Here is an 18,490-nt window from a genome sequence, read left to right on the forward strand (position 1 = left end):
AAAGAGCAGCTTGAACTTCCTGCTCATTGTAGCGTTACAGGAACCATTGTACAATACTGGAAATTGTTAATCTTGCCTTAATCTTTAACAACGGTCACGTCTTATCCCCACTGTGTTGCAAGCTGCTGAAGATATGGAGTCAGCATGGGCTGCAATTCCTTACGCATCAGTCCGATCTCCAAAATGGCCTGAATATATCCGAACTGATCACCAATATCGTAGCGGCGCCCCTCCAGCTCAAGCGCCAGTAGCTCTTCCACCTGGCTCACTTCTTTCAAGGCATCCGTTAGCTGATATTCCCCTCCAGCCCCTCTCTCGATTCGAGCCAGAATGGGAAAGATGGAAGGTTTCAGAATGTAACGCCCCATTACGGCTGTTCGGGAAGGCGCTTCTGCAATGGAAGGTTTTTCTACCAGATTGGTGATCCGGTGAACCCGATCCTCTGCCCCTGTGAATCAATAATCCCATATTTACTCACATCAGCAGCCTGCACTTGCCGCACGCCAACAATCTGACTGCCTGTCTTTTCATATAAATGAATCATCTGTGCGAGCGCCGGTGGATCAGATACCATAATATCATCTCCAAGCAGTACAGCGAACGGATCGTCTCCTACAAACTGACGTGCACATCCAATCGCATGACCCAGTCCAAGCGGCTCTTTTTGACGGATAAAATGAATGCTGGCCATTTCGCTGATCGCTTGAACTTCTTCCAGCAGTGCTTGCTTGCCTTTGGCATACAGGGAGTGTTCCAACTCAACTGATTTGTCAAAATGATCCTCGATCGATTTCTTATTACGTCCGGTTACGATGATAATATTTTCAATGCCCGATTGTACCGCTTCTTCCACAATATATTGAATGGCCGGTTTGTCCACAATGGGCAGCATTTCTTTGGGTTGTGCCTTGGTTGCCGGCAAGAATCGGGTACCAAGCCCCGCTGCCGGAATGACTGCTTTTTTAATTCTCATATCATGAAACACTCCTTTCATTAGCATCAGATGACGAATCAGACCTTTGAGCAGGATCTGCCCGGAACACCCAATACCGACTGGCAATATAGTTTATAATCATGCCCAGAGGGTCGCCAGTATTTTACTCATTACAATGCTCCAGCCTAATGTGCTATTGCAGAAGTACAGAATCAGGGAGGATAGCGCCAGAACCAAGAGATTGGTAATTACAAAACGCATGATTTCGTTTTTTTTGTCCTGTCTTCCTGCATCCTGGAAAGTCCACCTGCCGTTCCACCAGTAACTGTTTACGACCCCGCAGCTGTAGGAGATCACCTGGGCAATCAGAGCAGGTGTGCCTGCGGCAGCAAGCAACGTAAACACCATTGCATCCACTGCTGTATTCAGGACGCCCACGATTCCGAACTTAAACAACGTGACCAGACGATTAGTCATGGTGAGCAACTCTGCCCGTTAACCGTGTCTGACCCGACTGACTTTCCACCTGATACACATCTCTCACAATGTATAGCGGGCGCGCCTTGGTTTCATCGTAGATTCGGCCGACATACTCGCCAAGAATGCCCAGCATGATCAGAATGAAGCCGTTAAAGATCAGCATGATGCTGACCATCGAGGGCCATCCTTTGATCGTTGAATCTGTAAATATCGCCGAAGCGATGACACTTAGCATATAGATGAAGCCGCCGATGGACAGGACAGCACCCACGTATCCCGCAAGCTTGAGCGGCTTGTGTGAGAATGATGTAATGCCGTCCAGACTCAGCTTTAACATGCGTTTCAACGGGTATTTGGTTTCCCCTGCCAAACGTTCATCCCGTTCATACTCAATGGCTGTCTGACGAAATCCCACCCAACTGACCAATCCGCGGACAAATCGATTCTTCTCCGGAAGACGCTTCATCTCATCACATACCTTGCGATCCATCAAGCGGAAATCCCCGGTATCCACTGGAATATCTTGAAGCGGGTCTCCCCGCTTCTGCTGGTCCGACGGGCATAGACAACCTCGTAGCCCTCTTTCCACTTGTCGATCATGTCCAATATCAGCTCGGGAGGGTCCTGAAGATCCGCATCAATTATGACGACTGCGTCGCCTGCTGCATAATCCATACCTGCCGTAATCGCGATCTGGTGACCAAAGTTGCGTGCAAAATCAATCAGCTTCACACTTTCATCCCAGCGGGCGTAGTCACGGATCATCTGTGCACTTTGGTCCACACTGCCGTCATTGACAAACAACAGCTCGTAACTCTCTCCCGTACTGCCCATGACTTTTTTCAGACGCCGATAGGTCTCCTCAATCACCGCTTCTTCGTTATACATTGGAATGATAATGCTGTAACGGTACTTTTGAGCCATGTTCGTTCCCTCCCTTTTCCGTTGTTTTCATTCGAATTGTTCAAGTTCATATCGTGTATCACTTGGATCACACTTATAATTTCACTTCATATAAAGTCGTTTGACCGCCGAAACCGGAATCGCTATCTGTTCCCGTCTTCCACTCTGACGTTGGAATCTCCGTACCATGCTCCTTGATCCAGTCGCCGATATCAGAACTTCCACCTCGGCCACCCATGCCACCTACCATGAAGTATTTCACTTGTCCACTCTTCACGAGTTGTTCCAGTTTTTCCGTGGTATACACCGGATCTGAACCCGAGAACCCACCAAGCGTAATGACTGCTTCATTTTCATCAATGATATAAGGGGCGGCCTGGTTGTAGTCCGTCGTTGCGAAGAGATAGGTTTCACCTGTGTTATGCTCTCTCAGATAATTCAGGGTTGTGGTGTCCACTTCTTCGTTGCGGTTCCCTGCTCCACCTCGCCCACCTGTCGTAGGCATTCCTCCGCCACCATTCATGCTTCCTCCTGAATTCGGAGGTGTTCCCATGCCCGCATTGTTCGGGTCAGCATCATCGGACGATGGGATATCCTGAGCGGTGTCATCTGATGCATTCGGCGGAGTCATATCCATATCGCCACCATCGCGATCACCCTGTCTATCTCCCATAGCCATGCCCATGCCGCCGAACATCCCATTGGAACCTGTAGGTCCAGCAGCCGGAATCATGCTGTTGCCTCCATACGTGATAGGTGTGAATGCCCAATAGATCGGACCGATCAGCATGACCATGAAGCCTGCGATAATCAAACCCTGTTTCCATGGGTGTGAACGATTAAGCATCACAATCAGGATAATCGTGATTAGAATGCCTGCAATTAATTCACCTATGGACCAACCTGCCCCGATAGTCTCGTTATACACCTGCATGATATACCAGCCGAAGATGGTCGTCAGCAGCACGGACAACGGAAGCAGCCAGGCTTGCCAGCCATTGCGTTCACGATATGCCGTCCACATGGCGGCAAACCCTGCTCCGGTTAATGCCGCTACCGGAGGTGCGAGCATAATCAGATAATATTGATGGAAGAAGCCTGCCACACTAAAGAAAGCAGCTACCGGAAGCAGCCAGGCCAGCCAGAACAAAGCTTCCTTATGCTTATCGGTTATATTTCTTCGTCTTAATCCTGCAAAAATGGCGATGCAGCCAAGCAATACAATCGGCAACAGCCAACTGGCCTGACCGGACAGTTCAGTTTGGAATAACCGCAGAGGACCTTTTTCCCCGTACCAAACATGCCGCCCATGCCTCCACCGCCATTACCGCCTCCGAAATTCCTTCCATTAGGCATCTCGCCACCGTTTGGCATCTGGCCGCCCGGGAAAGTCATTCCGTTCATGCCACCCATTTCACCGTTTCCCGGTAGATTTCCTGTTGGAGCCGAGCCGCTGCCCGACTGATCTGTTCCGGAACCCTGGGAATTGGAGCTGCCACGAACATTACCTTCATCAGAGACATTTGGCATACCTGCATTCGCTGATCTGTTCTGTTGTCCCGTGAGACGGGATAAACCGTTATATCCAAAAGCCAGCTCCAGCACCGAATTCGTTTCACTGCTGCCGATATAAGGCCGCTCATCAGTCGGTATAGAATCCACGGTGACTGCCCAGGATAAGGAAACAACGGCCAGCACTGCCGTACTTCCGATCAGCAAGATGATTTTTCTTCTCCACTTGGCGTTGAATGCAAGCAGATAGAACAAGTAGAAAGCCGGAAGAATCATATAGGCTTGCAGCATTTTCATATTAAAAGCAAGTCCAATGAGCGCAAAGGCAACCAGAATGCGCCAAGTACTGCCTTGCTTGCTTCCTTTGAACAAAAACCATGAACCTAGCAGCAGCGTAAACACCAGCATGCTGTCAATATTATTAGTACGGCTGACTGCTGCCACAACAGGCACCGTTGCCATCGCAAGTGCCGAGATTCGCGCCGCGCCAAGTCCAAATGTAGGCTTGACCATGAAATAAATCAGCAGCACCGAACCGATCCCCGCTAATGCTTGCGGTAAAATAACACTCCATCCATGCAATCCAAAAACGTAAGCAAAAGCGGTTTGAATCCAGAAGACAACGGGTGGTTTGTCTACCGTTACCGAACCAGCCGAGTCGAGCGATGCATAGAAAAAGTTATGGAAATTTCTCAGCATGCTCCCAACGGCGGTCGTATAATAGGAATTGGCATATTGATCGTTCCAGATGCCGTACCCGTTCAGAAATGCCGCCAGTAAAACAATCGGCAGAAGGACAAGATCAATCCTTCGTTTGGCGTTATTCAATCTCAATCACTCCTTCAAGTTCTACATGTCTACTATTGTGGCATGCCAAAGTAAAACTGGGATGAGTGCCCGCTGAATGTTGCCTGAGGATAACTTGCAAACTTTTCAGCTAATTTTCAGTTTGGCGAGCGATAATATAGCATATAGACCTGTAAAATTGAGGGTATGTAATAGATGGATTTAACGGGGAGGAACGCCTGCTTATGAAGCTGAGTACTGGCATTAAAATACTTTTGGCAGATGATGAACCACATATTTTGCAATTTCTGGAGCTTGGACTAAGCAATGAAGGCTTTGATGTACGTACAGCCCCCGACGGAGCCGCTGCGCTTGAATTGGCACTTGATTTCCGTCCACATATGGCCATTCTGGATGTCATGATGCCAGAGATGGATGGGTTTGAGGTTGTTGAGCGTCTGCGCAAGAGCGGGGCTCAGATCGGGGTGATCATGCTGACAGCCAAAGATGAAGTCGAGAATCGCGTCAAAGGCCTATGGCTTGGTGCCGACGATTATATGATTAAACCATTTGCATTCGATGAACTGCTTGCACGGATACAGGCAAGGCTTCGTAATCAGTTTCCTTTATTAATCGGGGCGGTGACTCATGGGCCATTCCGTATCGATGATCAACGCAAAGAAATTACCTATCACGATCAGATTCTGGAGTTGTCTCCTACCGAATATGAACTTTTAAAATTCATCGTGCTTAATCATGGCATTGTCCTGAGTAAAGCGACCATTCTGAACCGTGTGTGGGGGTATGATTTTGGTGGAGAAGAAAACATTGTGGAGGTGTACGTTCGCTCCTTGCGTGACAAATTGGGGATAAAGAGCATAAACTCATTCGTACCCTTCGAGGTGTCGGATACAGGGTGGATCTCTAATGGGGTCTTTACCATTGAAGGATAAACTTCCTTGGGCATGGCTGCATCGCTGGGTATCGCCACGTTCGCTTCGCTCTCAATTACTCGCGCGCTCCCTGTTCATTCTGGCTGCGCTGCTACTATTAATTGGTATTCTTCAATTCTGGATTATGGAAAGCTTTCTGTATCGCAATCAGGCGAAAACGATGGAAGAGCAGCTCATGTCCATGCCCCCTGTTTGGCTCGGAACGTCTTCACGAAGTGGTGCGACAAATAATCCTTTTGGCGGGCAATCCGGATCAGATCCAAGAGGATCAGGCAATCGTTTCTTGTACATTCCGGATCGTTCACTGGCTTTATTTGATAATCAAAGTGGCTTCGAGGACATTTTTGGTGAAGACGGTCTGACCGCTCCTCGCTTGACATCCGTTGAATATGAGAACATTACAGATCAGATCAACGATAAGCATCATGTTCCATACCGGATTGTAACGGATAACCAGGGCAATGAGCAGTTAATCGTTTTCTCCTCACCGGGACCACGTAATCGCGGCTTACCCATGGTGCAGATGGGCACGCCTACGAAACCGCTAAAAGATCTGATCGTGAAACAGCTTCTGATCTTCTTGATGTTATCCCTGCTGGCTATGGTCGCTGGACTCATTCTATACACCAAGGCACTTCGCCGGACACTGATTCCCTTATCCAGCATGGTAGACACGGTGCAACGAATCGATGCAGGCAGTCTGGCCGAACGCCTTCCTGCGGTGCAAGGACAACAGGAAGTAGATCAGCTGGCACTTTCATTTAACGGCATGCTCGAAAGGCTGGAAGACTCATTTGAAGCAGAGCGGGAGTCGAAAGAGCAAATGCAGCGTTTTCTGTCCGATGCTTCCCATGAGCTGCGTACCCCTCTTACCTCCATTCACGGATTTATTGAGGTGCTCAAGCGCGGCGCAGCCTCCAATAGCGAGCAATTATATAACGCTTTGAACAGCATGTATGGTGAATCCGTCCGCATCAACAAACTCGTAGAGGATCTGCTGATGCTGACCAAGCTGGACCAGGCGCCCCAGCAGGAGCAGGAGGTCATTCAACTCGACAGTTTGCTGCTCGAAATGCAGCCACAGCTTGTCATGATGGCTCAGCAAAGACAGGTTCACCTTGACCTGACGGCTGAAGTCCATGTCATGGCTGATGCTCATAAATTGAAGCAGGTGGTGCTCAATCTGTTCCACAATGCAGTACAGCACACCGATTCAGATCGGGGGCAATCAGCATCACGTTATATGCCGTTCAGCATAAAGCTGAGTTAACCATAAAAGATAATGGCTCAGGGATTGAACCGGAGCATCTCCCTCACATTTTTGAACGCTTCTACCGCACAAGCTCTTCCCGTTCGAGAAAACAAGGTGGCGCTGGTCTTGGCCTTGCCATCACCCGTTCAATTGTGGAGTCGTATGGCGGGAAAATCACAGTACGCAGCCAGATCGGCGCAGGAACCCAATTTACGATTTTATTGCCATTGGTAGAGGGTGAAGCCTAAGCTGAACGAGGCTTGCAAGATGCAGTTTTCGTTTTCGTTTTATTGCGGCTCCTAAATGACGAATAACCCTTTCATTTCTACGGCGAAATGGGAAGGGTTATTTGTTTAGTATCGGATTGGTGTATTGGTGCATTGTGCATTTGTATCGAGAGTTATCGTTACTGTTTCCGCAATTGGTAATGGTTGTACGGTTCATTCTCGATTTCGAGCAGATTCAGCCATTCAAAATTGCATTTCTGTATCACCTTATTGGATGCCTGATTCGATAATAAAGCGATGGCATTCAACACTTCAATGTTTGTATTTTCAAATAAATACTGTGTTATTCCTTGTACTGCCTGTGTTGTAAAGCCACGGTTCCGGAAGTGTTTCGAAATGCCGTACATAATCTCCCGATTGGGCACTGGCAGTTCATCCTTGATCCCCGAGCAGCACCATCCTATGAACTCATCATTTTCTTTGAGCACGATAGCCAAACGTAAATAGAGGTCCCCAATGTCCCCACCCGCCAAAACAGCTTGTTTAAAATTCTGATTCTCGGGAATTTCGTATTGAGTGAGCCAGAGGGCTCTCTCTTCAACCGTAGCATTCCATCCCGGCAAAAATTCGTAAACCTCGGGTTGCCAGGTGATTTCCTGCAATTTCTCCAAATCCTCAGCTCGATACTCGCGCAAATAAATATCTTTGCAATCAATGATTAATTCATCACTTTTTATGGTTTGTTTCATAATGCCTCCTATAATTCATCTTACACAGCTAACATTGGCAGATCATAAACACCATGCCGCTCTGATTTAAAATGGGACTCACGCAAGTCCTTCCTTATCAATAAACTCGTCTTTCGTTAATCCGAACAGGATCAGATCCTGATATTTTCCATCGGTATAAATCACCTGACGACGCACGCCTTCCTGCACACACCCAAGTTTTCTCATCATAGCTGCGGAAGGTTCATTGCCTTCGAGAACATAATCGTTGAATTTATTAAGCCTACGCTCGAAAAAGGCATATTTTAGCAAGATTCGAATGGCTCTCGTTCCATATCCTTTTCCGCGATGATCCCTGTCAATTTGAATTCCAATGCTAAAGGTACCATTCCTTTCATCGATGCTGTTCAGGTTCAGCGCCCCGACATTCTCACCATCCATATTTTCAATCGTAAACATGATCCGTCCTCTGTCTAGAGAAAAATCCGAAAAGGCTTCCGTAAATTTCTTCGCCTCAGTATTCGTAGGGGCAGCTCCACTGCACATTCCAGTAAACGGCGAGCAGGTGAATCGAAGCGGTTATAATAATGATCTTCCCAATCTTCCTCACGCAGAGCCCGCAATCTGACCTGATCATCCTGCCAAAAATAATCGTTATAGTTAATCTCTCTCATTCTGATATCCCCGTTTGGCAATGAATTGTTTCTCAATTTAATATAAGCTATGCCTATGATAACCCATATTGTGGAATTTGAGGAGATTTGTTTTCTTTTTCGATACAACTAAAAATAGCCCCCGGACAGAACGATCCTGCCGAAGGCTATCATCTATTTTATATATAACGTCATTCCGATTCTTCTTCTTCCGGGTATTGTGGTTTGGTTACACTATCGGGGACCGTTTCATCGAAGACGTCCTGACCGGGATAATCCCGTACTTCCCCTTCGTGCAGCTCATGATTTTCATAATCGAAACGGTGTGCAGTCCTTTGATCCACTCGCCACGGCGAGCTTTTGCCAAGAGATTCAGACATCAGAGATGAGCCGTAAGGACCTTCAGGGAACTCTTCGAGTGTGATATCATTTCGCTGCGACTCCACCGTGGACACATCGGTATATTCTTTCCTATCTTCTTGCAAAAATTTATCCTTCATCGTTCGTCCCTCCATATCTGCTTCGTGGTGATCAAAGCATGTTTAGTTTGAACGGGAATGAAAGCATTTATGCATGTTCATTGGCAAAAGTACATTCTTCAATCTCTGATCCAGATATAAAATACAAAGACAATAAGTCCAATCATACAAATCCACGTATCCCGTTTGGACCATATCAATAAGGAGGAGCGTGCTCCAAGCATGGAATCTCTCTGACTTTTCGCATTTCCATCGCTATCGTCATGTCCTCTGCACGCTGAAACAGCGCCATGAGCAAGGGAATGACCATCGGACCAAGATCACGTACCCGTACCGTATTTGGTCGTAATGCAGCTTTGCCACGTGCCCTGACGATCAGCGAGAAGCGCTGCCATTCACTCCAGATCATCGGGATAAAACGGAAGATTAAAGACACGGCGAGTGCAAACGATGACACGGGCAGCTTAATTTTTTTGCCGACGGCAAGCACCCAATTCAGTCCTTCCACCATGCGCCCATAAGGCGTAGTCAGTGAAAACCAAAGACTTGCCAACGTGACGATAAACAAACGGTACACATTCAGTAACGTCGCTTCCGCCTGCATCAGGGAAAATCCGAACTGTAGACCGCCTCCTTCTGTAGAAAGAGTCGTACCCGATAACGCTGTGGATACGAGAAAAAACAGTACCAGCGGCTTCATTAACTTTATACATCCAGTCAAAGTGTGACGAGGCAGCACAACAAGGGCCAGCAATACCGGAACCAACGTGAGTGACAAACCTAGCCAGTGGTGTTGTAGCATCGTCGCAGTCACGAGCAAAATGTATAAAACCCATTTCAGACGCGGGTCCATGGCTCCATATATTCCTCTGCTTGAACCTGATTCAGCGTGGGCGTAGATAGCCTCCTGTCTGTCTTCTCCTCCCGAAGTGTCGAAGTGTGACAAGCCATGCCTATCTTCATCTCTGAATTGTTCCTCATTATCAACGGCATCATCCTTTGGCTCTAACGGCTCATTAACGAACTGAACAATACTTTCAGCCATTTCCTCCGGGGTCAACGCAGTAAAAGGCAAAGGCATGCCCGCCGCCGCGAATTGCTGTGCCAATTGCATGGAAGGTGGAAGCCCAATTCCGGCAAGCTCCAGTAATTCTGGCCTAGCCTGAAGTTCTTTTGGTGAAACATCACCAACCAGACGTCCCTTTTGCAACAAAAGAACACGATCCGCAAGAGGTAAAAACGTGTCCAGATCATGCGTAGCCACAATGGCTCCCTCACCTGCATTTCGATGCTGATTCAATACGTCCAGCAGCGTGACTACACTTTGCGCTTCCAATCCGGCGCTCGGTTCATCGAGCAATAGCCACGGAGGCTGCGCAGCCGTTCCCAGGGCGAGCCCCAGTCTTCTCCGTTCGCCTCCACTTAGTGCAAAGGGTGATCTGTCCAGATGAAATCGTTCTTCCCCTTCATGTCCCCCGTCGGGGAGTCCCAGCGCTCAAGCGCCTCATTTATCTGCCTTTTCTTTTGTTCTTCGGGTAGACGATATGGACGTAGGGAATACGCAAATTCACGCCCAATGCTTCGGGCGAATAGCTGCTGCTCGGGAAATTGAAAGACCAACCCCATTTGCAGCAGAATGGACTGTGGTACTTTCCCCTTCTGCCAGTAAGGCTCTCCGTCCAGCTTGAGGCTACCCGCATCTGGAGGTTTTAGACCTGCGATTGTTTGCAGCAGTGTGGTTTTACCTGACCCTGTGCAGCCCAGCAACAAAGTGATTTCTCCACGGTTCAGTTGGACAGTGATATCTTGAAGCAGCGCTCTTCTGTCCGATTGTGACGAAGCAATGCCTACATGTTCTAGCTCGATTGCCAAAGGGCTACCTCCTTAACCAACTGCTCAGGTCGCAGAGGTGTCGCATGTTGGAGCAGACCTTTTCGTTTCAGGAGTAGAGCTGTCTGCACCGTAAAAGGTGGAGCAAGCCCAAGCTTTTCGCAGGGCGATGGTTGTTGTGCTTCTTTTCCAGCCTCAGCCGTCGTCTCCTGCCTCTCCCTTCCATAGAAGAAAACCTCAGGCGTTCCATCGTAAACGCAGCTTCCCTGTTCCATGGCAATAATTCGATCGCACAGCGTCGCTTCCTCCAAATGATGCGTAATCCAGATTACTGCTGTCCCTTGCTGGACAATGGCTTGAACTACAGCTTCCATTCGATCTCTGGCTCCAGGGTCAAGCATGGCCGTAGGTTCGTCCAGAATGAGTACATCCGGCTTGGCCGCCAGCGCAACCGCGATATTAAGCAGCTGCTTCTGTCCTCCAGACAGCATAGATATGGCCGCCTCTGGCGGATGCTCAAGCCCTACCGTATGTAAAGCGTGCTCTCTCCGTCGTAAGTGCTCCTCAGGAGATTCAAGCAACGAGGCTAAGGCAAAATGAAATTCCTCCTCAATGGTATCCCCAAGTACCTGCGCATCAGGCTGCTGGAGAACTCCACGAACAACCAGTTCTGGAGAAGCCTTTCTTTCCCCGCCGGATAACGGAATGAATCCAATCAGCAGCCCAGCCAGCGTACTTTTGCCGCTACCATTGGCTCCCACGATACTTATCCATTCTCCGGGAATCAATTTCAGTGAAACTCCATCCACTGCCTTACGAACACGCCCTGACTCGGACGCATAATGAACACGGACATTTTCTAGTGTTATCAAAGGTGTAACGTCTTGCATCTTAAATTGGTCCTTTCCCTTTTGAATCTTTTGTGGTACGATCCAAATCGTTAACCACATTCGTTTGATCGGTTAACAATAAGATTACCAAAATTGAAAGGAATGTTCAAACATGAAATTGTCTTTGCGAGGTATTGTATTTAGCGCACTCATGGCAGCCATACTTGTTATTTTTGGATACATAAGTATTCCCATTGGTTTCTCTCCTGTGCCGATTACATTGCAAACTCTTGCGGTTATGCTGGCAGGCGGACTGCTTGGTCCATTATATGGTTTTCTAAGTATCGCTATGGTCGTCATCCTGACTGCAATTGGTTTCCCGCTTCTGCATGGCGCAGGTGGACTGGCTGTACTCCTCGGGCCTACCGGGGGATATGTCATGATGTGGCCCTTCTCCGCATTGATCATCGGATTGCTGCTCAGTAAAATCAAACTGAACGGATTCGTTGGTTATTTCCTGGCCTTTATTGTATTTGAGGTGTTTGGTTCAATGCTGATCTATGTTTCGGGCGTGCCCTGGTTGGCCTATGCTTACAAAATGTCGTTACCCGAGGCCATGATTCAAGGATTCTATCCCTACATCATCGGTGATCTGATCAAAGCCTTGTTCGCTGCGATTATCATCGCACCTGTTCGCATGGTCTTCCCTCCACAGCGACTGACTGGCAACATGAACTCAACGGTTGTACGAGCAGATTCTTAAGACTTCATTGAGTTGAACGCAGCAGGTATTGGCAGCAGCTTCCGGCAGTACAGAACGGCCAGGTCTACCGCATGATGGAAGACTGCTTTCGGGAAGATCCAATCTCCATGATGGGACAGGTTCAGGATCTGGTGAATTTGAATCTGATTGGTTAACAGCCAAAAAGCCGTGTCCACGTAAACAGAAAACATTCTGTTCTACGTTGGACACGGCTTTTGTTCCTATTCCTACTCTTGTTCCGGTCCCTTACCACCATACAGGGTAAGTAACGGTTCTTGAACCCGAACTTGTCCCGTAATCAAAGGAACCACTTCCTCATAATCCGTAGAATTCGTTACAATGATAGGTGTTACCGTATGATAACCTGCAGCCTTGATCTGAGCGATATCGAATTCCAGCAGCAAGTCTCCCGCTTTCACCCGATCACCTTCCTGGATATGTGATGTAAAGTGCTGACCATCTAGCTTAACCGTATCCACCCCGACATGGACCAAAATCTCAGCCCCCGTATCCGATACAACAGCCAGTGCATGTTTCTTCTTGAAAGCCACGGTAATTGTACCGTCAAAAGGAGCAACGACTCGGCCGACTGCTGGCTCAATGGCAATGCCTTTGCCCATCGCGCCCGATGAAAATGCCGGGTCAGGTACATCGCTAAGATCCACAATGGTTCCCTCGATCGGGCTGAGTACTTCTTGATCCGATGAAGCCGCTGTTCTTTCGGATGGCTTGGTGGTTTCCGTGCTTTTTTCTTTTCTTCTTCTTCAACCGGATCTTTGAATCCCATAATGTAGGTCAGTGCAGCCGCAACAACAAAGGATACGCAGATCCCAAGGATCAGTCCAGGGAAGCCCTCTCCACCCGGTCCATAGAAGATCGGTAAAGTCAGCAGGCCTGGAGCGCCCGAAGCGAATGCCTGAGTACCTGCTTGACCAATGATGGCCCCACCTACCGCACCACCGATAACTCCTGCGATGAATGGACGTTTGAGTGGAAGAGTCACACCATAGATGGCAGGCTCAGTAATCCCGAACAGGGCTGTCAGTGTAGATGAACCTGCCAGCGTTTTCAGCTTTTTATTTTTGGTTTTCAGCATAACACCGAAGGCAGCTCCGGTCTGTGCGAAGATGGAAGCTGTCGCAGCCGGCTTGACGCCATCACGCCCATATACAGCAACGTTATTAATGAATACGGGAATGAGACCCCAATGAATTCCGAAAATAACGAGCAGCTGCCAGCTTGCACCCATAACGGCTCCTGCCAATAACGGACTGAATCCGAAGGCGGCCACGAGTCCTGATGCAATGGCATTACCTACATATACTCCAAATGGACCGAATACGAGCAAGGTAAGAGGTACCATAATGACAAGCAAAAATAATGGAGTGACAAAATTTTTCACACTTTCGTGAAGAACTTTATTGAAGAATTTCTCCAATTTGCTCATGACGATCACTGCCAGAATAATAGGAATAACGGTAGATGAATAGTTCATCAAAATGACAGGAATCCCGAAGAAATCAATTGGCGTACCCTCCGCCTTGAGTGTAACGATGGAAGGATAGATTAATGCGCCTGCGATCGTCATCGCCACAAACATGTTACCCTGGAATTTGCGGGCGGTTGTAACCGCTAACAGCAACGGCAGGAAATAAAACAGACTGTCTGCCGCCGCAAACAAGATCTTATACGTGGTTTCCGTCGTTTCCAGCCAGCCGACATTACTTGCAATGAGCAGCAATCCTTTCAGGATACCGGCCCCCGCCATAACCCCTAGCAGCGGAGCAAAAATACTGGAAATCACATCAATAATGCCGCCTAGGCCTTTTGCGGATTTCTTCGGCTGTTCCTTTTCGGAAGAGTCATCCAAAATGTTGCTGATCTGACCAATGGCGCTGTAAACTTCAGGCACCTTATTGCCAACGACCACCTGGAACTGACCCCGTTTTCCTTGACTGCGATAATTCCCTCTGTCTTTTCCAGCTTGGCTTTGTCTGCCTTGGCATCATCCTTCAATACAAACCGCAAACGTGTTGCGCAATGTACCAGTGATACCACATTCTTTTCGCCGCCGACCAGCTCGACGATCTCTTTTGCGAGTTTTTCCTGACTCATGCTGTGCACCCCCATATTTACTAAAACAGGCATCTTACCGATTTTTTTGCACGCAAAAAACCTAAGCCTTGAGTAAGTTTTGGACACAAATCGGGTCCTGTCTTCTCATGACTTAGGTTTTGCCTGCATAACCAGTAACAATCCCAGTTAAATCGTATTCAATTCCTGTTAATCTCATATTATTATGATTTAACCAAATTTGTCAACATTTTAATTATTAACGATTAACGACACGTTCAATGTGGACGGTCAGATACAATTTCTCTTCGTTGGTAAGCTGATGGTTATATTCCTTGTTAACGAACATTTCGATTTTCTCCGCACATGCCGCTGCTTCCGGGTGCTTCTCTTTGATCATGTCATAGAAGTGGTCATAGTTGTTGTCATAATGCGTTCCGCTTAATACCCTCTGGGAGAAGAACTTCAGATGCGTAATGAAGCGAAAATAACTGAGAGACTCTTCATCGAATTCCATCTTGAAGTGATATTTTGCTATATTAATAATCTGTTGAATAAACTTCGTGATGTTCATCGTTGTAATGACTTCTTCATTCATCTCTGCATTGACAATATGCAGGGCAATATACGCTGCTTCATCCGGTGGAAGCTCAATATCCAGTCTGGTCTTAATCTGCTCCAGCGTTTTCAGACCCAATCCGAACTCAGCCTTGTACAGCTGTTTGATTTCCCACATCAGTGCATTCTTGATTTCAACCCCTTCACGATATCGTTCAATCGCAAAGTTAATGTGATCTGTTAGGGAAACATAGATATTTTCATTCAAATTGCGACCGAGATTCTCTCTGGCGTAGGTAATAATTTCCTCTACTATCTCGATTAGTTCCATCGGCACTTCGCGCAGCAGCATTTTGAAATTGTCGGATGTCTGCTTGTTTTTAAGCGCAAATACTTTCTGGATGCGGGTCTCGTCTACTTTATCCCCGGTTTTTTCTTAAAGGCAATCCCACGCCCCATCACGACAAGCTCTGCTCCATCCGCTTGATAGATGCTAATGACGTTATTGTTGATAACCTTTGCTATTTTCACTTCAATCCCCCCGTCACGATCCACTCTCTTGGCAGTCATATATCACCTTTTGGGCGTACAAAAAAAACCTGAAGCATCACAAAATAAACAAGACATGTACGTCTGTTTTTTTGGTGCTTAGGTTTTGCCTACTTCAAGTAGTAACAATCCCAAAACGATATAATTGCGTCAAGTATAGCGCGAAGAGACATATATGTCAACGCTTTCAATGAGGGAACAATCGGAAGTTCCATGAAGAATGGTCCTTCCGATCATATGAGGGAGAATTATCCCGATAATGCACTTTTTACTCTTCACCTAAATTGCTGCCATCCGATTCAATAACATTTTTGTACCAGTGGAAGCTCTTCTTCTTGATTCGCTTCAGGTCACCCTTACCTTCATTGTCACGATCCACATAGATGTAACCATAGCGTTTTCTCATTTCTCCCGAAGAAGCACTGACAATATCAATAGGCCCCCAGCTGGTATAACCGATTATCTCTACACCGTCCTGCAGAGCTTCACCCATCTCGGCAACATGGCGTTTCAGATAATCAATGCGGTACGCATCATCAACCTCACCTTCAGGTGTAACCACATCATTGGCTCCAAATCCATTTTCCACAACAAACAGCGGTTTTTGATATCGGTCATGCAGTTGATTGGCTGTAATACGGATACCTTTGGGATCAATCGTCCAACCCCACTCCGATTTTGCCAAATATGGATTCGCTACAGAACCAAATACATTGCCGGTCGTCATGTTTTTGACCACTTCAGGGTCCGTGGAGGTTGTACGACTTGAATAATAACTAAATCCGATATAATCAACGGTATGGTTTTTCAGAATTTCGTCATCACCTGGCTGCATGGCAATATTCAATCCATGGTCCTTGAAGAAACGTTTAGCATAACCCGGATACTCTCCTCGCGACTGAACATCAATGAAGAAATAGGACTCCCTGTCTTTCTCCATGCCCTGGAATACATCTTCCGGATTACATGTATACGGATAGAAGCTGCCTGCCGCAAGCATACAGCCAATCATTGCGCCGGGAATTATCTCGTGACAGGCTTTAACAGCCAGCGCACTTGCCACCAATTGATGGTGTGCGGCCTGATACTGGATCTCCTTCACATTTTCACCATCCTTGAAGACAAGACCCGCGCCCAGGAATGGCAGATGCAGCAGCATGTTAATTTCATTGAAGGTCATCCAGTATTTCACCTTGTCCTTGTAACGGCTGAATACGGTTTTGGCATAGGTTTCAAAAAGACCCACCAGTTCACGACTTCTCCAACTGCCATATTTCTCAATTAGATTAACTGGTACATCGAAGTGAGCGAGCGTAACCACAGGCTCAATACCGTGCTTCAACAGTCCATCGAACAAGCGATCATAAAATTGCAATCCCGCTTCATTTGGCTGTGCATCTTCTCCGGTCGGGAAAATCCGTGCCCAGGCAATCGACACTCGCAGCGCTTTGAATCCCATCTCGGCAAACAAAGCAATATCCTCGGGATAACGGTGGTAAAAATCAATCGCTTCATGTGAAGGATAGAACTCAGTTTCCAGCGGGGTCAATGCAGGAACATTGCCCTTCATGATGCTTCTGCGATTCTCTCCTGTCGGCAGCAAGTCAACAATACTTAGTCCCTTGCCATCTTCCAGATAAGCGCCCTCCGCCTGATTGGCAGCAATGGCTCCACCCCACAAAAAGTCTTTGGGAAACTTAAAATTAGTCATCATTCAATCTCCTTCCAAATATGTAATTCTGTTATCCGCTCCAATCGCAAGAAACACTAATATGACAAAATATTTATGTTGAATTACACATTTACATCATAAACGGAGGGGACAGAAAAAATCTGGAGAAGCGGAGTTAAAAGCTTTCTGAAAGAAAGCTGCTTCGGAAGCATACGCTTCGCCTTTACAGAGATCGGAAGATTGTTCTGTCAGCGCAGTGTCCAATGTAAAATCGTTCGTTCAACTTAAATACAAAAAACCCGAACCAGCCTGGATACACGTTGCAGTGTAAACAAGCCAGCTCAGGTTATGCCCATATCGGTAACATTCCCAGATCACAATTATGCGGATGGATAAAACTTTAGCAAGGAATAAGGACACTGTCAATATCATTAATGTTTCTCCGGGGTGAGTCAGCTTCAGTCCTGCAAATAAAAAGCTCTACAGGTACCTCCGAAAATCATATTCTGTTCCGCTTCAGACAAGGTACACACATGGTTCCTAACTAACTCAAGTACTTCGGAGTATGTAGCCGACACCATGCTGACAGGCCAATCCGAGCCAAACATTAATCTATCCGAACCAAAAGCATTGATGGCGACATCTAGATAAGCTGTAAAGTCTTCCTGCTCCCAATTCTCCCCATCCGCTTCAGTAACCATCCCGGAGAGCTTGCAATACGCATTCGGATGTTCAGCCAGAGAATAGAGAGCTTCCATCCAAGGTGATAGCTCCCTTGACTTAATATCCGGTTTCGCCAGATGATCAAGCACAAAACGCTGCTCCGGGAAGCTTCTCACCAGCTCCACTGCGTAAGGCAGCTGCTCTTTGGACACCAGCAGATCATACGCCAGATTATGCTGCTGAAGCAGAGCGATGCCTCGCTGAAAATCCTTACGCACTACAAATTTCAGATCAGGTTCATCCTGTATGACATGACGTACTCCCTTCAACCAGGGATTCGCTGCATATCTCTCAAGCTGACTCTCAGCTTCAGCTGAGCACAAATTGACCCATCCCACAACACCCTTGATAAACGCATACTGCTCTGCCAATTGCAGAAGCCATTCCGTCTCCTTCACGGATTGTCTTGCCTGGACAGCGACACATCCCGAAAATCCTGAATTGATAAGCAACGGCTCTAAGTCCTCTGGAAGAAAGGAACGGCGAATTACGCCCATATCATCCCCAATCCATCCATAATCGGCGGTATTATAGCTCCAGAAATGTTGATGTGAATCCAGCTTCATGGATATCTCCTCCTGTAAC

The 18,490-nt window shown here is 47.3% G+C and carries 12 protein-coding genes and 7 pseudogenes; 3 read left to right on the forward strand and 16 right to left on the reverse strand.

Translation table 11 applies throughout. From position 1 onward, the window contains the following. Positions 1 to 101 precede the first annotated feature (101 nt). The 4 genes and pseudogenes from galU to ACTWJ7_RS20995 form a co-directional block, all read right to left on the reverse strand. Positions 102 to 973, reverse strand: a pseudogene (gene galU, locus ACTWJ7_RS20980) (UTP--glucose-1-phosphate uridylyltransferase GalU). A 99-nt stretch (positions 974 to 1,072) separates the two neighbouring features. Continuing rightward, positions 1,073 to 1,411, reverse strand: coding sequence for a GtrA family protein (locus ACTWJ7_RS20985; protein WP_443145844.1), 339 nt, complete (start codon positions 1,409 to 1,411; stop codon positions 1,073 to 1,075). Beyond that, positions 1,404 to 2,338, reverse strand: a pseudogene (locus tag ACTWJ7_RS20990) (glycosyltransferase family 2 protein). Before ACTWJ7_RS20990 ends, ACTWJ7_RS20985 begins: the two are co-directional and overlap by 8 nt. Before the next feature lie 73 nt (positions 2,339 to 2,411). Then, a pseudogene (locus ACTWJ7_RS20995) lies at positions 2,412 to 4,657 on the reverse strand (ArnT family glycosyltransferase). A gap of 203 nt (positions 4,658 to 4,860) precedes the next feature. Between ACTWJ7_RS20995 and ACTWJ7_RS21000 the strand changes: the two are divergent. After that, positions 4,861 to 5,543, forward strand: a pseudogene (locus ACTWJ7_RS21000) (response regulator transcription factor). Next, positions 5,543 to 7,068: pseudogene (locus tag ACTWJ7_RS21005) on the forward strand (sensor histidine kinase). Before ACTWJ7_RS21000 ends, ACTWJ7_RS21005 begins: the two co-directional pseudogenes overlap by 1 nt. 158 nt (positions 7,069 to 7,226) lie before the next feature. Here ACTWJ7_RS21005 and ACTWJ7_RS21010 read toward each other — a convergent pair. The 7 genes from ACTWJ7_RS21010 to ACTWJ7_RS21040 form a co-directional block, all read right to left on the reverse strand. Next, a complete protein-coding gene (locus ACTWJ7_RS21010; RefSeq protein ID WP_301878865.1) occupies positions 7,227 to 7,796 on the reverse strand; it encodes a GNAT family N-acetyltransferase in 570 nt (189 codons plus the stop codon). 78 nt (positions 7,797 to 7,874) lie between these two features. Further along, positions 7,875 to 8,321, reverse strand: coding sequence for a GNAT family N-acetyltransferase (locus ACTWJ7_RS21015; protein WP_443145845.1), 447 nt, complete (start codon positions 8,319 to 8,321; stop codon positions 7,875 to 7,877). Beyond that, positions 8,249 to 8,449 (reverse strand): hypothetical protein, encoded by a 201-nt coding sequence (locus ACTWJ7_RS21020; RefSeq protein ID WP_443146459.1) that lies wholly within the window; start codon positions 8,447 to 8,449, stop codon positions 8,249 to 8,251. Before ACTWJ7_RS21020 ends, ACTWJ7_RS21015 begins: the two co-directional genes overlap by 73 nt. A gap of 170 nt (positions 8,450 to 8,619) precedes the next feature. Beyond that, positions 8,620 to 8,928 carry a hypothetical protein gene (locus tag ACTWJ7_RS21025; RefSeq protein WP_024628740.1) on the reverse strand — a complete coding sequence of 103 codons (309 nt, stop codon included), beginning with the start codon at positions 8,926 to 8,928 and terminating at the stop codon, positions 8,620 to 8,622. A gap of 175 nt (positions 8,929 to 9,103) precedes the next feature. After that, the gene (locus tag ACTWJ7_RS21030) at positions 9,104 to 10,267 is read right to left on the reverse strand and encodes a CbiQ family ECF transporter T component (protein ID WP_443145846.1); all 1,164 of its coding nucleotides are present in this window, start codon (positions 10,265 to 10,267) and stop codon (positions 9,104 to 9,106) included. Positions 10,268 to 10,329: 62 nt separating this feature from the next. Continuing rightward, positions 10,330 to 10,779: an ATP-binding cassette domain-containing protein gene (locus ACTWJ7_RS21035; protein WP_443145847.1), complete on the reverse strand. Its 450-nt coding sequence runs from the start codon at positions 10,777 to 10,779 to the stop codon at positions 10,330 to 10,332. Then, positions 10,764 to 11,609: an ATP-binding cassette domain-containing protein gene (locus ACTWJ7_RS21040; protein WP_301878868.1), complete on the reverse strand. Its 846-nt coding sequence runs from the start codon at positions 11,607 to 11,609 to the stop codon at positions 10,764 to 10,766. The genes ACTWJ7_RS21035 and ACTWJ7_RS21040 overlap by 16 nt, the downstream gene beginning before the upstream one ends. 130 nt (positions 11,610 to 11,739) lie before the next feature. Between ACTWJ7_RS21040 and ACTWJ7_RS21045 the strand changes: the two genes are divergently transcribed. Further along, positions 11,740 to 12,330: a biotin transporter BioY gene (locus tag ACTWJ7_RS21045; protein WP_301878869.1), complete on the forward strand. Its 591-nt coding sequence runs from the start codon at positions 11,740 to 11,742 to the stop codon at positions 12,328 to 12,330. Here the strand turns inward: ACTWJ7_RS21045 and ACTWJ7_RS21050 are convergent. From ACTWJ7_RS21050 to ACTWJ7_RS21070, 5 genes and pseudogenes are all read right to left on the reverse strand, one after another. Beyond that, the gene (locus ACTWJ7_RS21050; RefSeq protein ID WP_179132561.1) at positions 12,327 to 12,506 is read right to left on the reverse strand and encodes a hypothetical protein; all 180 of its coding nucleotides are present in this window, start codon (positions 12,504 to 12,506) and stop codon (positions 12,327 to 12,329) included. The genes ACTWJ7_RS21045 and ACTWJ7_RS21050 overlap by 4 nt on opposite strands. A 51-nt stretch (positions 12,507 to 12,557) precedes the next feature. Next, positions 12,558 to 14,445 (reverse strand): annotated as a pseudogene (locus ACTWJ7_RS21055) (beta-glucoside-specific PTS transporter subunit IIABC). Positions 14,446 to 14,662: 217 nt separating this feature from the next. Further along, a pseudogene (gene licT / locus ACTWJ7_RS21060) lies at positions 14,663 to 15,492 on the reverse strand (BglG family transcription antiterminator LicT). A 286-nt stretch (positions 15,493 to 15,778) separates the two neighbouring features. After that, positions 15,779 to 17,221: a 6-phospho-beta-glucosidase gene (locus tag ACTWJ7_RS21065; protein ID WP_079344295.1), complete on the reverse strand. Its 1,443-nt coding sequence runs from the start codon at positions 17,219 to 17,221 to the stop codon at positions 15,779 to 15,781. Between the two features lie 419 nt (positions 17,222 to 17,640). Then, positions 17,641 to 18,471 (reverse strand): amidohydrolase family protein, encoded by an 831-nt coding sequence (locus ACTWJ7_RS21070; RefSeq protein ID WP_301878871.1) that lies wholly within the window; start codon positions 18,469 to 18,471, stop codon positions 17,641 to 17,643. Positions 18,472 to 18,490 lie beyond the last annotated feature (19 nt).

The sequence above is a fragment of the Paenibacillus sp. 1A_MP2 genome, from assembly GCF_052244825.1.
GTDB classification, from domain to species: Bacteria; Bacillota; Bacilli; order Paenibacillales; family Paenibacillaceae; genus Paenibacillus; species Paenibacillus vandeheii.